Source organism: Sphingobium sp. SJ10-10, assembly GCF_036038995.2.
In the GTDB taxonomy this organism is placed as follows: domain Bacteria; phylum Pseudomonadota; class Alphaproteobacteria; order Sphingomonadales; family Sphingomonadaceae; genus Sphingobium.
The window spans coordinates 34687-49782 of record NZ_CP158132.1 but is presented as its reverse complement, the minus strand read 5'-3'; the positions used below and the strand labels follow the sequence as shown (position 1 = coordinate 49782).

General features: G+C 65.5%; 9 protein-coding genes. 7 read left to right on the top strand and 2 right to left on the bottom strand.

The features are described from left to right. Nucleotides 1-12: 12 nt before the first annotated feature. From VVT58_RS00190 to VVT58_RS00170, 5 genes are all read left to right on the top strand, one after another. Nucleotides 13-1641, top strand: a complete 1629-nt coding sequence (locus VVT58_RS00190; RefSeq protein WP_327752871.1) for a helicase HerA-like domain-containing protein — start codon at nt 13-15, stop codon at nt 1639-1641. Between the two features lie 21 nt (nt 1642-1662). Continuing rightward, nucleotides 1663-2061 carry a hypothetical protein gene (locus VVT58_RS00185; protein ID WP_327752872.1) on the top strand — a complete coding sequence of 133 codons (399 nt, stop codon included), beginning with the start codon at nt 1663-1665 and terminating at the stop codon, nt 2059-2061. 131 nt (nt 2062-2192) lie between these two features. Further along, nucleotides 2193-3497 (top strand): MFS transporter, encoded by a 1305-nt coding sequence (locus VVT58_RS00180; protein WP_327752873.1) that lies wholly within the window; start codon nt 2193-2195, stop codon nt 3495-3497. Beyond that, entirely contained in the window at nt 3494-4411 is a 918-nt protein-coding gene (gene cysK / locus VVT58_RS00175; protein WP_066559863.1) for a cysteine synthase A, read from the top strand. Before VVT58_RS00180 ends, cysK begins: the two co-directional genes overlap by 4 nt. Before the next feature lie 31 nt (nt 4412-4442). Further along, nucleotides 4443-5786 (top strand): cell wall hydrolase, encoded by a 1344-nt coding sequence (locus VVT58_RS00170; RefSeq protein ID WP_327752874.1) that lies wholly within the window; start codon nt 4443-4445, stop codon nt 5784-5786. 9 nt (nt 5787-5795) lie between these two features. Here VVT58_RS00170 and VVT58_RS00165 read toward each other — a convergent pair whose 3' ends face one another. Continuing rightward, entirely contained in the window at nt 5796-6890 is a 1095-nt protein-coding gene (locus VVT58_RS00165) for a helix-turn-helix transcriptional regulator (RefSeq protein ID WP_327752875.1), read from the bottom strand. A 124-nt stretch (nt 6891-7014) separates the two neighbouring features. Here VVT58_RS00165 and VVT58_RS00160 point away from each other — a divergent pair, with 124 nt between their 5' ends. After that, complete coding sequence (locus VVT58_RS00160) at nt 7015-8229, top strand: MFS transporter (RefSeq protein ID WP_352000003.1); 1215 nt, start codon at nt 7015-7017, stop codon at nt 8227-8229. Here the strand turns inward: VVT58_RS00160 and VVT58_RS00155 are convergent. Next, the gene (locus VVT58_RS00155) at nt 8209-10509 is read right to left on the bottom strand and encodes a TonB-dependent receptor domain-containing protein (RefSeq protein ID WP_327752877.1); all 2301 of its coding nucleotides are present in this window, start codon (nt 10507-10509) and stop codon (nt 8209-8211) included. The genes VVT58_RS00160 and VVT58_RS00155 overlap by 21 nt on opposite strands. Before the next feature lie 419 nt (nt 10510-10928). Here VVT58_RS00155 and rpoB point away from each other — a divergent pair, with 419 nt between their 5' ends. After that, nucleotides 10929-15092, top strand: a complete 4164-nt coding sequence (gene rpoB, locus VVT58_RS00150) for a DNA-directed RNA polymerase subunit beta (RefSeq protein ID WP_327752878.1) — start codon at nt 10929-10931, stop codon at nt 15090-15092. The last annotated feature ends 4 nt before the right edge of the window (nt 15093-15096 follow it).

The window sequence follows — 15096 nt, the reverse complement described above, 5'->3', positions numbered from 1 at the left end:
GAGCATGACGGAATGAGCGACGGCATTTTCATCGGCCTTGGCGCACCGGACAAGGATGGCGGCATCCCCCAGACGCTGAACCTGCGCAGGGCCAATCGCCATGGCCTGATCGCGGGCGCGACCGGCACAGGCAAGACCGTAACGTTACAGGGCATTGCAGAGAGCTTTTCGGCGCTCGGCGTCCCCGTCTTCCTTGCGGATGTGAAGGGCGACCTGTCGGGCATTTCCATGGCCGGCTCCCCCACCGCGAAAAATGCCGACAAGCTGGTCGCCCGCGCCAAGGAGATCGGCCTCGAAAATTACAGCTATGGCGATAATCCCGCCATTTTCTGGGATCTGTACGGCGAGCAGGGCCATCCCATCCGCACCACCGTCAGCGAAATGGGACCGCTGCTGCTCTCCCGCCTGATGGACCTCAACGAAACGCAGGAGGGCGTGCTCTCCATCGCCTTCAAATATGCCGATGAGCAGGGGCTGCTGCTGCTCGACCTGGGTGACTTGCAGGCGATGCTGGCCTATTGCGCGGAAAATGCCGACAGCCTGTCCGCCCAATATGGCAATGTGACCAAGGCCAGCGTCGGCGCGATCCAGCGGCAACTGCTCCAGCTCGAAAGCCAGGGCGGCGCGCATTTCTTCGGTGAACCCGCGCTCGACATTCACGACATGCTGCAGGTCGACGACAAGGGGCGCGGCTATGTCAACGTGCTGGCCGCCGACAAGCTGATGCAGAGCCCCAAGCTCTACGCCACCTTCCTGCTCTGGCTGCTGTCCGAACTATTCGAGACGCTGCCCGAAGTGGGCGATCCGGACAAGCCGGTGCTCGTCTTCTTCTTCGACGAGGCGCATCTGCTGTTCGACGACGCGCCCAAGGCGCTGACCGACAAGATCGAGCAGGTCGTCCGCCTGATCCGTTCCAAGGGCGTCGGCGTCTATTTCGTGACCCAGAACCCGATAGACATTCCGGAGGATGTGGCGGGCCAGCTCGGCAACCGCGTCCAGCATGCCCTGCGCGCCTTCACGCCCCGCGATCAGAAGGCGATCAAGGCGGCGGCCGACACTTTCCGTGTCAATCCCGACCTCGACGTCGAAACCGCCATCACCGAACTCAAGGTCGGTGAAGCGCTGGTATCGCTGTTGCAGGAGGACGGCTCGCCCGGCATCGTCCAGCGCACGCTGATCGCCCCGCCCCGCTCCCGCCTCGGCCCGGTCGATGCCAAGGAGCGGGCGATCATCCAGTCCATTTCGCCCTGCGCGGGCAAATATGACACGACCGTAGACCGCGAATCCGCCGAGGAAATCCTCGCCGCGCGCGGACAGGCTGCCGCTGCCGCCGCGCAGGCGTCCAAGGCGCAGGCGGAAGCCGACAAGGCGGCCGCCGCCCAGGCCAAGATCGAGGCCAAGCAGCGCGAAGCGCAACTCAAGGAACAGGCCCGGCAGGACGCCGCGGCGGCCCGTGACGCCGCCAGGCCATCCGGCATCGACAAGGCGATCCAGTCCGCCACCCGTTCCGCCGCCTCATCGGTCGGCCGTCAGGTCGCCAATGAACTGGGCCGGGCGGTGTTCGGCGGGTCCAGCCGCAAAAGCTCGGGCGGGATCGCGGGGCAGTTGGTGCGGGGCATATTGGGCAGCCTGTTCAAATAGGCTGCGGGAGAGGAGAAGGTCATGCAAAAGGCGCTTATCGCCACTCTGGGTCTGGCGCTTGCCATTCCCGCTCATGCGCAGGATTATCGCGACCTCCACCGCGCCGCCGATGCCGCAATCGCCAGCGACATCGCCAGCGACCGCCAGGCCGAGCGAGACGCCAAGCGCCAGCCCTATGCCTCGCCCGGCTATGGCCCAATCCATACAGTCACGGCGGCCCGCAACGCCTGCGCCGCCAAGGCACGGGAAGAGGCTGGGCCCGGCACGAAAATCCTCGGGCGGATCGCCGCCAGCACCATGTCCACCGGCTGGGAAGTGGAAGGCGAAGTCGGCCCCTTTGGCAACCAGCGCTCCGTGCCCTTCGTCTGCTCGGTTCGCAACGGGTCGGTGAGCGGGATCATGTTGCAGCCCGATCGCTAGGGATTACTCACACGGCGCAATTCCATCTGCGATCCAACGTAAAGCCAGACCATCAACACCCCAAATATTGCTGCGCCTTTTCTCTACCGATCAGATTGCGAGAGTCATTGTGCAGGCGCTAAGGAGGGCCGATGCATAGCCCTTCCATCCCCAGCCATCCTCTGCGCTTCGGCAATTTCCGGGCCTATCTGCTGGGGCGGCTGACGGCGGTGCTGGCGCAGTACAGCATGATGATCGTCCTCGCGTGGCAAGCCTATAATGTCGCCCGCGAGACGATGAGCACGGGCGCCGCCTCGGCCCAGCTCGGCCTCATCGGCCTGGCCCAGTTCCTGCCCCTCTTCTTCCTGACCCCGGTAACGGGCTGGGTGGCCGACCATTTCGACCGGCGCAAGATCACTCGCTTCACCCTGATGCTGCTGGTGCTGGCGTCAGGAACGCTCGCCTTTGCGACCTATGAAGGCCGGGTCAGCTTGCCGCTGATCTTCGGCATCGCCGCCATCGTCGGCATTGCCCGCGCCTTCAACGGCCCGGCCTATAGCGCGCTCGCCCCCAATCTGGTGCCGCGCGAAGTGCTGCCCAACGCCATCGCCATTTCCAGCGTCGTCTGGCAGACGGGGATGATCGCAGGCCCGGCGCTGGGCGGCTATGCTTATGCGATCCAGCCCTGGGGCGCCTATGCGCTGGCATCGGGCCTGTTCGCCGTGGCGTTCCTTTGCATGCTGCTGATCGGCCCGGTGCCTCAGCCGCCCCGTGACACCAGCCGCCATCCGGTGCGTCAGATGATCGACGGCCTCACCTATGTCCGCGGCAATCGGCTCGTTCTGGCGACCATCACGCTCGACCTGTTCGCGGTGCTGCTGGCCGGAGCGACAGTGCTTCTGCCGGTCTATGCCCGCGACATATTGCATGTGGGATCGGCGGGGCTTGGCCATCTCGCCGCCTCCCCCGGCATCGGCGCGGGCATCACCGCCCTCTTCTTCTCCTTCCGTCCGATGAAGACCGAGGTCGGCCTCAAGATGCTGGGCGCGGTCATCCTGTTCGGCATCGCCACCATCATCTTCGGCGCCACCGCCTTCCTGCCGCGCAGCATCGCGCCGGAAGTCGGCATCGGCGCGCTGATCCTGCTGGGATCGGCGGATATGGTTTCCGTCTATGTCCGCCAGTCGCTGATCCAGCTCCACACCCCCGATGAGATGCGAGGCCGCGTATCCAGCCTGTCGCAGCTCACCATTTCCGCCTCCAATGAACTGGGCGAGGCGGAATCCGGCTTCCTCGCCGCGCTGGTCGGGCCTGTCGCAGCGGTGATCGGCGGCGGCATCGGCGCCATCGTGATAACCCTAATCTGGGCACGGCTCTTTCCAGAACTCCGCCTTGCCCGTACCTTCGACCCACCCGAAAACAGGGCGGCCGAGCCCATGCAGGAGAAAGCGCAATGAAGGCATCCAGCATTTTGGAAACCATCGGCAATACGCCGCATATCCGCGTCAACCGGCTGTTCGGTGATGCCGAAGTGTGGATCAAGTCCGAACGTTCCAACCCCGGCGGGTCGATCAAGGACCGAATCGCCCTGTCCATGATCGAAGCGGCCGAAGCCTCCGGCGATCTGAAACCCGGCGGCACCATCATCGAGCCGACATCGGGCAATACCGGCGTGGGCCTGGCCATGGTCGCGGCGGTCAAGGGTTACAAGCTGGTTCTGGTCATGCCCGAGAGCATGAGCCTGGAGCGCCGACGCCTGATGCTGGCCTATGGCGCCAGCTTCGACCTGACGCCACGCGAAAAGGGCATGAAGGGCGCGATCGAGCGCGCCTTGGAACTGGTCGAGCAGACGCCCAATAGCTGGATGCCGCAGCAGTTCGAGAACCCGGCCAATATCGATGTCCATGTCCGCACCACCGCGCAGGAAATCGCGGTCGACTTCGCGGACAGCCCGATCGACGCGCTGATCACCGGCGTCGGCACCGGCGGCCATATCACCGGCGTGGCGCAGGTGCTTAAAACACTCTGGCCCCACCTCAAGGTCTATGCGGTCGAGCCCACCCTGTCCCATGTCATCAGCGGCGGCCAGCCCGGCCCTCATCCGATCCAGGGCATCGGCGCGGGCTTCATCCCGGCGAACCTCCATACCCAGTTGCTGGACGGCGTGATCCAGGTCGATCCCGCCGACGCCAAGGAGTTCGCTCGTCGGGCGGCGCGGGAGGAAGGCGTGCTGGTCGGCATCTCCTCCGGCGCGACACTGGCGGCGATCGCGCAGAAGCTGCCGGAACTTGCCGAGGGTAGCCGCGTTCTGGGTTTCAACTATGACACCGGCGAACGCTATCTGTCGGTACCCGATTTCCTGCCCGAATAAGGCCCAGAAACAGGCAAGAGCCGGACCGGGCATGACCGACGAAACCTCCAATGGCCAGCCGCATCGCGCGATGTGGCTGCTGTGGCTCGCGCTGTTCGTCGGCCTGCCCGCTCTGGTCGCTGCATGGGAGGCGCGGGCGCCTTCAGGCAAGCCGCAACTCGACGCCGTCGCCGCCGCCCGGTTCAAGCGCCCGACGACCCCGCCCCCGGCGGTCGCGCCCGTCCGGATCTATGCGCTCGACCGCAGTGAGGCGGAGGCGTTCAACGCCGCCATTCCCTTTTCCCGCCTGCCCAATCCGGCGGCGCGACCCTTCATCTTTTCGGGGTCGCAAACCGACCTCGCCCGCGCCACGGACTGCCTGGCCGCAGCGCAGATCTATGAGGCGGGCGACGATGCCGTGGGCGAGCGGGCCGTGGCGCAGGTGGTGCTGAACCGGGTGCGGCATCCGGCCTTCCCCAAGACCGTCTGCGGCGTCGTCTTCCAGGGGCAGGAACGCGCGACCGGGTGCCAGTTCACCTTCACCTGCGACGGCGCGCTCACCCGCACGCCGACCCAGGCGGCGTGGGAAAGGGCGCGGGACATCGCGAAATCGGCGCTGGCGGGCAAGGTCTACAAGCCGGTCGGCTATGCCACCCATTATCATACCGACTGGGTCGTGCCCTATTGGAGCAGCAGCCTGGACAAGATCTCTTCCGTCGGCACGCATCTCTTCTTCCGCTGGCGGGGCTGGTGGGGGACGCCGCCCGCTTTCCGCCGGACGGGGGAGAATGGCGAACCGCTGGTCGAGCGCATCGCGCGCCTGTCAGCCGCGCATCAGGGTGGAGCGGACGGCGCCGCCGGTCTGTCGCCGCTGACCCTGGCCGGCGGCACGGTGGCCGATCTCGCCGCCCGGCCGCAGCAGATGATCGGCGCGGATTCCCTGGGCCATATGATGGCGGGCGTGCGGCTGATCGCCATCGCGCCGGGGGCGAAGAGTTTCCTCGTCGAGCTGGGCCGGACCACCATGCCCGACAATTGGCCGGCGATGGCGCAGACCTTCTGCGCCGGGCGGCCCGAATGCCGGATCATGGCATGGCGAGCCGGAACCGCACCGGCCGGCCTGCCACTGTCGGGCGATCAGATGGAAAGCATGGCCTTCGCCTATATCCACAACAGCGCGACGGGGTTGCAGCGGTCGCTGTGGAACTGCATCCAGACACCGCGAGCCAACAAGGACGAATGCATGCGCCAGCGGATTCCGGCGGCGACCGCCACTGCGCCGCCCGCTGCCGCTCCGGAGTTGGCCGGAGTCCGGCGTAAGGAGCGGTTCGAGGTGGTGAAGATCGCGCCGCCTGCAACGCCACCCCAAGTCATGGTGCCGCCGGTCAAGCCGTAAGAGGGGAGTCTATTCCTCCTCGAACCCGCTCAAACGCGGCAGCGCGCCGATCCGGGCGACCAGTTCGGACTGGCGGCTGCAATCCAGCTTCACATAGATATTCTTGATCTGGGTCCGCACCGTATTGAGCGCCACGCCGCGTTCCTGCGACAGCTCCTCCAGGCCGCGACCCGCGCAAAGCGCTTCGGCCACCTCCGCCTCCGCCCGGGTAAGGCCGTAGAGCGCGCGGATGCGGCTGGTAAGGCTCAGATCCCGGTCAGCCGGATCGGTCACGATCACGACGATCTGCCGTTCCATGCCGACGCGCACCGAAGCGATCGACAGCACATAGGGCAGACCCTGTTCGCGATGGACGAAGATCGCGCTCGCCTGCCCGCCCTGCCGCGCCGCCGCTCCCCTCAGCGCAGTCTGCAAGGCTTCATCCTCGCGCGGCTCGCGCGCCTTCAATTGCCGCTGCCGCAAGCTCAGCGCATCGGCACGGCGCAAGAGCGCGTCCGCCAGATGATTGCAGTCGATCAGCACGCCGTTGGGGCGGAGAGTGAAGACCGCATGGCCCACCATGTCGAGCGTCGCATGCAGCGACCGGCCATAATGATTGGCGCGGTCCAGCTTGCTGCGGATCGCGAACATGCGGCCGATATGGTCGATGCTGTCCTGTACCGCCCGCACCTCACCCTCGCTGAAGGGCTTTTGCGTGCGCCCGCGGTGCAGGCCGATATGGCCCGTCGTCCCATCCTTTTGAATCATGCCGCCCAGGCAGCGAAAGGTGTCGTCACCCATCCCCTTGATCCACTCATTGTAGATCCGGCTGCCTTCATAGGTCTGGGCTGGCACGAAGGCTTCGATATTCCAGGCGCGATTGATCGCTTCGGCCCGGTCCAGCGCCACGCCCCAGATATCGTCATCCTGAAATTGCTGGTCGTAAACCGCCATCTGCGCATCGGAAAAATAGCCGGAATAGGATATTTCCGCGACATGTTGGGGCGCTCGACCCCAATGCAGGACGCCCGAGCGCGCGCCGACCGCATCCGCCAGCGTCGAAGCCAGCCGGTCGAACACTGCATCATCGGTCGCCGCGTCGTAGATTTCCTCCGTACGGATCACAATCCTGCCCCAACTCCCCATGCCATCTGGCAATAGGGGAATATACGCAGCTTCCGCTTGCCGCATTGCACAAATCGGACATCAGCCCATTCAAATCGCTGAAAAAACGGATAATGCTGCTGCCATGTTCCGCCGGTTCTCCCCTTTGCCCCCGGTTTCTGCGGATAGTGAGGCGCAAAACGCCTGGCTTCCAGTCGTCGCATTGTCTGCGATCACCCTGCTGATCCAGGGCTGCACGCTGATGTCGCTGGGCGTGTTCCTGCCTGCCCTCGCGGCCGATTTCGGGGGTCAGGCAGGCGGCGCGGCCACCGCCTTCTTGCTGGCGATGAGCCTTGCCAGCCTGGCGGTCGGCTGGGCCTTGGGGAAGGTGGGCGCCCGGTCGGTTCTGCTGATCGGCATCGCGCTCAGCGCCGCCGGATATGGGCTTGCCGCCATGGCGCAGGACCGGCTGGCCCTGACAGCCGCCATGGCCTTGTCGGGCCTGGGCGTCGGCGCATCGACCATCGTGCCCGGCATCGCCGTCATCACCCGGCATCATGTGGCGCGGCGGGGCATGGCGCTGGCGATCTTTCTGGGCGCGGCGGTCGTGGCGGGCGCGTTGGTGCCGCCCTTTGTGGGGGCGGCCATGGCGATCTGGTCGTGGCGCACGGCCATGCTGCTCTGCGCGGCGGTCATGGCGTTGGCCTGCCCGCCGCTGGTCCTGATGGTGCCCGGCAGCCGGATCGACAGCGGCCAGCCGACGGCCGGTCCGGACGCGACAAGAGCCGCGCTGCGCAGCGCGAATTTCTGCCGCATCGTGCTGGCGATGACCCTGTTGCAACTCTCCATCAACGGCGTGCTGTTCGCGGCGGTGGACAGCCTGATGGCGCAGGGACTGACGCAATCCAGCGCGGTGCTTGCCTATAGCAGCGCCAATCTGCTGGGTCTGCCCGCACTGTTGATGGGCGGCATGCTGGCCGACCGGCTCGGCGCGGGGCGCAGCCTGATCGCGACGGCCCTGCTGCTGACGATGGGGACGATGGCGCTGCTGGGGGTTCGCGCCCTGGATATGGCCGGGGTCTGGCTGTTCGTCCTGATCTGGGGCGTCGCGAGCGCGCTGCCCGGCCAGTCGGGATCGATGCTGCTGGCCGATGTGGTGGAGGCGGAGGCGTTCCCCAGGCTGCTTGGCCTCAATACCGCGATCATCAGCCTGGTCGGCGCGCTGGCGCCGCTCTTGACCGACCAGATGCGGGCGGCGGGCGGCGGCTATGGCTTGCCCATATTGGTCTATGCCGCGCTCGCGCTGATAGCCGCGCCGGTCATCGCGCTGGTGCGCCCGTCAAAGGCCGATGCTGGCTGACAGGCCGATGGTGCGCGGGCGCTGCGCCATTTCGCGCAGCGGCGATCCGGTGACCGGCACCAGCTCCGCATTGCGATAGAGAACCGCCCGGCTGTCCAGCAGATTGTCGGCAAAGGCGGACAATTGCCAGCCATCCCGGCCAAGCCCCACGCGCAGGAACAGCAGATCGCTCCCCTCCCCTGCATAGACACGGGGATCATAAGCGACCGACCGGGGCGAAGGCGCCCGGCGATAGCGGCCCGCATGCCGCCATTCGGACCGGATGAAGCCGTCCACCCGGCCCGGCAGCACGAAGCCATATTCCGCGGCCAGCGTCCCCGACCAGCGGGGCACATAGGGAATGCGGTCCCCGGCGGCAACGATGCTGCCCGCTCCGGCAAGCCCGACATTGCGGCGAAAGCGCGCATCGACAAAGCCCAGCGAAAAGTCGAGCTTCAGCGCACGCAACGGCTTGGCCTGCACCGCCAGCTCGACGCCCCGGTTGCGCGCCGTGCCCAGATTGTCGACATAGGAAAAGCCGCAATTGGGCAAGGAGACCGATTGCTGGATGCGTTCCCAATCGATGCGGAAGGCGGCCAGCGACAGATGAAGTCCCTGCGCGGGAAATCCAGCCTTCGCCCCTGCCTCAAAGCTCCAGAGTGAATCCGAATCATAGCTGTCCGGCGCGGCGATGCGTCCCATTGCGGACAGATCGGCGGCGCAACTCGCCGCCGGGACCGCCCCATTGGTGCCACCGCTGCGAAAGCCCTTCCCCGCGCTCAGATAGACCAGACTGTCGTTCGCCGGACGCCAGGACAGGCTGGCATGTGGCGTGACGGGCGTGCCGCTCTGGCGGCGGGGGCCGACGGCGTTGCTCCCGCCCGCGAACGGCCCCTCCGACATCAGGCGGAAGGTCAGCGGATTATGCGACACGCGCAGCCCCGCCGTCACCTCCCAGCGGGGCGCCAGCGCCCAGCTCGCCTGCCCGAAAGCGGCCAGCGTGCGCTCGCCAATCTGCTGACGGCTATGATAGCTCTGGCCGCCGGGCAGCAGCGGCAGGCCGAAAATCTCCTCGATCGACAGGCCGAGCTGCGATTGCGCGAGATCAGCGATCCCCGGTTCGACCACGCGCTGTTCCATGACGATCCGCGACCGGCCGTAAAAGCCCCCGATCAACCAGCGGACCGGCCCCTCCGCGCCGGAAGCGAGCCGCACTTCCTGCGTGAAATTGCGCTGGTCGACGGTGGTGCGGCTATAGCTGCCGCCCGGCGTACGGATGCCGGGCACGGCGCCGCCCAGCACGATCTCGCCAAAGAAGCCGGAATAATCGACGATCTGGCGGTTCCGGCGATCCAGCCAAGCGGTGACGCTGGTCAGCGTGGCCCCACCCAGATCCAGCCGGGCGGTCAGGCTGGGCAGCAGGAAGCGGTCGCGGCCGGGCTGGCGCAGGGTTGCGGACTGGCGGAATCGGCCAAGGGTGCTTTCGTGGAAAGGCAGGTCGCCTCGCTCCGTCCTCTGGTAGAAAAGCGACGGCGTCAGTTCCAGACGCTCGCTCGGGGCCGCCTTGACCGCCAGGCGCAGGCCCAGCGCCGCGCCATGATCGACATTCTTCGTCAAAAGCGCGCCGGAAGCGGGGTCGAACCGGTCGATGACGCCGGCATCGCGCCGATAATAGGCGCTGACCCGCGCGCCGATCCGGCCCGGCAGGATGGCGCTGCCCAACGCCCCCTGCACCTCGCGGGTAAGGCCGCCGCCCCTGACCGCCGCCGCCTCGCCGCCGAGCTGCGCGTCCATCCCCTCCAGTTGCGGCTGACGGGTCAGGGTGCGGATGGTGCCGCCCATGGAATCGGCGCCGAACAGCGTCCCCTGCGGTCCGCGCAACACCTCCACCCGCTCCAGGTCGAAACGGCGCAGGTCAGGATTGCCCGCCACCTCCAGCGAACGGATCTGCACCGGCACATCGTCGACATAGAGGCCGACGGTGGACGCCCCGATGGGCGAAAAGACCCCGCGAATGATCGGCTGCCGCGCCCCGAAGGCGCCGACCGTCGGCATGGTCAAATTGGGCACCGCCCCCGCCAGATCGGCCAGCGTGTCGATGCCCCGCCGCTCCAGACCGTTCCGGTCGAGGCGGACGAGGCTGATCGGCACCTTGTCCTGCGCTTCGGGAACCCGGCGCGCGGTGACGACGACGATCCTTTGGCCCGCCAACTGGCCATAGGCTTCATCCTCTTCCTGGCCGAAAGCAGGCAAAGCGATCGCCAGCACAGACGCGCTGCACAGACGCGCCCACCCCTTCACGCAAGGCGCGCCATCGGCGGAAGGGATTGAATGACCGAGAGAATCATTCCATCTCTCTACAGCAACGCCCCGAAGCGGCAACTAAACTGGATCAGGCGAGCTGCCCCCTTCACAAAGGAAGGCGCGGCGCCTATATGGGTCGTTCAAATTCGGTTCGTGCCGAGCCTTCGGGCAAGGCGGGAACCGTCCCCCGGATCGCCCGGGGACCGGCTTCGTTTAGCGCACGAAACCGGCGGGATTGGGCGAAAACGGCGGGTCACCAGACGCTGACAGTGCGGATCGGACAGTCCCGGCCCGCACTTTTTTGCGTGACGATAGAGGGGCGAATCACCCCCGAAATCGACAGGCCAGGCTGAATTTTCGCTGCGATGCGAAAAAATGCGACGAATAACACGCTTAGGCAACAGGCAGGATACGCAATGGCGACCAAAGCTCTCCCCACGATCAGCAATACCGGCGCGAAGAAGCGCATCAGGAAGGTGTTCGGTGACATCCACGAAGTGGTGCAGATGCCGAACCTGATCGAAGTTCAGCGGGAGAGCTATGAGCAATTTCTCCGTTCGAACCCGGCCATCGGCTATGTGTCGGGCCTGGAAAAGACCCTGCGCTCGGTCTTCCCGATCCGCGATTTCGCCGGCACCGCGGAGATGGACTTCGTTCACTACGAACTCGAAGACCCGAAATATGATGTCGAGGAATGCCGTCAGCGCGGCATCACCTATGCGGCGCCGATGCGCGTCACTCTGCGCCTGATCGTGTTCGAGGTCGATCAGGACACCGAAACCCGCTCCGTGCTCGATATCAAGGAGCAGGACGTCTACATGGGCGACATGCCGCTCATGACCGGCAACGGCACCTTCATCGTCAACGGAACCGAGCGCGTCATCGTGTCGCAGATGCACCGCTCGCCGGGCGTGCTGTTCGATCATGACCGGGGCAAGACCCATTCGTCGGGCAAATATCTGTTCGCTGCCCGCGTCATCCCCTATCGCGGTTCCTGGCTCGACTTCGAATTCGACGCCAAGGACATCGTCAACGTCCGCATCGACCGCAAGCGCAAGCTGCCGGTCACCGCGCTGCTCTATGCGCTGGGCCTGACGCCCGAGGACATGCTCGGCTATTTCTACAACAAGGTGGTCTTCGTCCGTGGCGAAGGCGGCTGGCAGATCCCCTATCTCGCCGAAGCATGGCGCGGCCAGAAGCCGGCTTTCGACATCGTCGACGCCAAGTCGGGCGAAGTGGTGTTCGCCGCCGGTCACAAGATTTCGCCCCGCGCCGCCAACAAGGCGGAGAAGGACGGGCTTGAGACGCTGTTGATCCCGACCGAGGAAGTCTATGGCCGCTACAGCGCCTATGACCTCATCAACGAGACGACCGGCGAGATCTATATCGAGGCCGGTGACGAAGTGTCGCCCGACAATCTCGAAAAGCTCGACAAGGCGGGCATCGACCGTCTCGAACTGCTCGACATCGACCATGTCACCACCGGTCCGTGGATCCGCAACACGCTCAAGGCCGACAAGGCCGAGGAACGCGACCAGGCGCTGTCCGACATTTATCGCGTCATGCGCCCCGGCGAACCGCCGACGAAGGAAACCGCCGAAGCCCTCTTCGCCGGTCTGTTCTTCGATCCGGAACGCTATGACCTGTCCGCCGTTGGCCGCGTGAAGCTCAACATGCGCCTCGACCTCGATGCCGAGGATACCGTCACCACCCTGCGCGTCGAGGACATCCTCGCCGTGGTCAAGGAACTGGTGAACCTGAAGGACGGCAAGGGCGAGATCGACGATATCGACAATCTCGGCAACCGTCGCGTGCGTTCGGTGGGCGAGCTGCTGGAAAACCAGTATCGCGTCGGCCTGCTGCGCATGGAGCGCGCCGTCAAGGAGCGCATGAGCAGCGTCGACGTGTCGACCGTGATGCCGAACGACCTCATCAACGCCAAGCCCGCCGTGGCTGCCGTGCGCGAGTTCTTCGGCTCCTCGCAGCTCTCGCAGTTCATGGACCAGACCAACCCGCTGTCGGAAGTCACCCACAAGCGCCGCGTGTCGGCGCTTGGGCCGGGCGGTCTGACCCGTGAGCGCGCCGGCTTCGAAGTCCGCGACGTTCACCCGACCCATTATGGCCGTATCTGCCCGATCGAAACGCCGGAAGGCCCGAACATCGGTCTGATCAATTCGCTCGCGACCTTCAGTCGCGTGAATAAATATGGCTTCATCGAGACGCCTTATCGCAAGGTGATCGACGGCAAGGTGACCAATGAGGTCGTCTATCTGTCCGCGATGGAAGAGGCCAAGCACACCATCGCACAGGCGAACGCCGAACTGAACGCCGACGGCACGCTGGCCGAAGACCTGATTTCGGCGCGTGAAGCGGGCGAATTCCTGATGGCGCCCAAAGACCATATCACCCTGATGGACGTCAGCCCCAAGCAGCTCGTCTCGGTCGCGGCTTCGCTCATTCCGTTCCTGGAAAATGACGACGCCAACCGCGCGCTCATGGGATCGAACATGCAGCGTCAGGCCGTGCCGCTGGTCAGTGCCGAAGCGCCGTTCGTCGGCACTGGCATGGAAGGCACCGTGGCGCGCGATTCCGGCGCGGCCATCGCAGCCAAGCGGGCGGGCATCGTCGATCAGGTCGATGCGACCCGTATCGTCATCCGCGCCACCGGCGACATCGCGCCGGGCCAGTCGGGCGTCGACATCTACACGCTGCAGAAGTTCCAGCGTTCGAACCAGGACACCTGCATCAACCAGCGTCCGCTGGTGAAGGTAGGCGACCTGATCGAAGCCGGCGACGTGATCGCGGACGGCCCATCCACCGAATTCGGTGAACTGGCGCTGGGCCGCAACACGCTGGTCGCGTTCATGCCCTGGAACGGCTACAATTACGAAGATTCCATCCTGATCTCCGAGCGGATCGTGAAGGATGACGTCTTCACCTCGATCCATATCGAGGAGTTCGAGGTCATGGCCCGCGACACCAAGCTGGGGCCGGAAGACATCACTCGCGACATCCCGAATGTCGGTGAGGAAGCGCTACGCAACCTCGACGAGGCGGGCATCGTTTATATCGGCGCCGAAGTGGAGCCGGGCGACATTCTGGTCGGCAAGATCACCCCCAAGGGTGAATCGCCAATGACCCCGGAAGAAAAGCTGCTCCGCGCGATCTTCGGTGAAAAGGCGAGCGACGTGCGCGACACGTCTCTGCGCCTGCCGCCAGGCGTCGCCGGTACGGTCGTCGAGGTGCGCGTGTTCAACCGCCACGGCATCGACAAGGACGAACGCGCCATGGCGATCGAGCGGGAGGAAATCGACCGCCTCGCCAAGGACCGCGAGGACGAGCGCGCCATCCTCAACCGCGCGACCTTCAACCGCTTGCAGGAAATGCTGCTCGGTCAGACCGCCACGGCCGCGCCCAAGGGCGTGCGCAAGGGCGTCGAGATCGACGAAGCCCTGCTGGGCGAAGTCGAGCGTCATGAATGGTGGAAGTTCGCCGTTGCGGACGACACCCGTCAGGCCGGCATCGAAGCCGTCAAGGCGCAGTATGACGAAGCGGTAAAGCTGATCGTCGAGAAGTTCGAGGATCGCGTCGACAAGCTGCAGCGCGGCGACGAGCTGCCCCCGGGCGTGCTCAAGATGGTCAAGGTGTTCGTCGCGGTGAAGCGCAAGCTCCAGCCGGGCGACAAGATGGCCGGCCGTCACGGCAACAAGGGCGTCATCTCGCGCATCCTGCCGATCGAGGACATGCCGTTCCTCGAAGACGGCACCCATGTCGACATCGTGCTGAACCCGCTGGGCGTGCCGTCGCGCATGAACGTCGGGCAGATTTTCGAAACGCATCTGGGCTGGGCCGCGCGCGGTCTGGGCCAGCAGCTCAAGCATGCGCTGGAGGACTGGCGGGAAGCCAATCCGAACGCGCAGGCCGGTGAGATGCCGGATGCGGTCAAGACCCGCCTGCTGGAAACCTATGGCGAGCATTATGCCGACCAGATCAACGGCCGCACTGCGGAACAGATCGTCGACCTTGCCGAGCATCTTGCACGAGGCGTGCCGATGGCGACCCCGGTGTTCGACGGCGCCCGCGAAGCCGACGTGTCGGCGATGCTGGAGCTGGCGGGGCTGCATACATCGGGTCAGTCGGACCTGTACGATGGCCGCACTGGCGACCGGTTCGACCGCAAGGTGACCGTTGGCATCATCTATATGCTCAAGCTGCACCATCTGGTCGACGACAAGATCCACGCCCGTTCCATCGGCCCCTACAGCCTCGTCACCCAGCAGCCGCTGGGCGGTAAGGCGCAGTTCGGTGGCCAGCGCTTCGGTGAAATGGAGGTGTGGGCGCTCCAGGCCTATGGCGCCGCCTACACCTTGCAGGAAATGCTGACGGTGAAGTCGGACGATGTGGTCGGCCGTACCAAGGTCTACGAGGCGATCGTCAAGGGCGACGACACGTTCGAAGCCGGCATCCCCGAAAGCTTCAACGTGCTGGTCAAGGAAATGCGCTCGCTGGGCCTCAACGTCGAACTCGCCGCGATGGACGAGGTCGAGGATGACGACGGCTTCGCGCAGGCGGCGGAATAAGGGT

What these genes read in the sequence shown, in the direction of transcription:
- VVT58_RS00190 (WP_327752871.1), top strand. Translation starts at nt 13, where the DNA reads ATGAGCGACGGCATTTTCATCGGCCTTGGCGCACCGGACAAGGATGGC.
- VVT58_RS00185 (WP_327752872.1), top strand. Translation starts at nt 1,663, where the DNA reads ATGCAAAAGGCGCTTATCGCCACTCTGGGTCTGGCGCTTGCCATTCCC.
- VVT58_RS00180 (WP_327752873.1), top strand. Translation starts at nt 2,193, where the DNA reads ATGCATAGCCCTTCCATCCCCAGCCATCCTCTGCGCTTCGGCAATTTC.
- cysK (WP_066559863.1), top strand. Translation starts at nt 3,494, where the DNA reads ATGAAGGCATCCAGCATTTTGGAAACCATCGGCAATACGCCGCATATC.
- VVT58_RS00170 (WP_327752874.1), top strand. Translation starts at nt 4,443, where the DNA reads ATGACCGACGAAACCTCCAATGGCCAGCCGCATCGCGCGATGTGGCTG.
- VVT58_RS00160 (WP_352000003.1), top strand. Translation starts at nt 7,015, where the DNA reads ATGTTCCGCCGGTTCTCCCCTTTGCCCCCGGTTTCTGCGGATAGTGAG.
- rpoB (WP_327752878.1), top strand. Translation starts at nt 10,929, where the DNA reads ATGGCGACCAAAGCTCTCCCCACGATCAGCAATACCGGCGCGAAGAAG.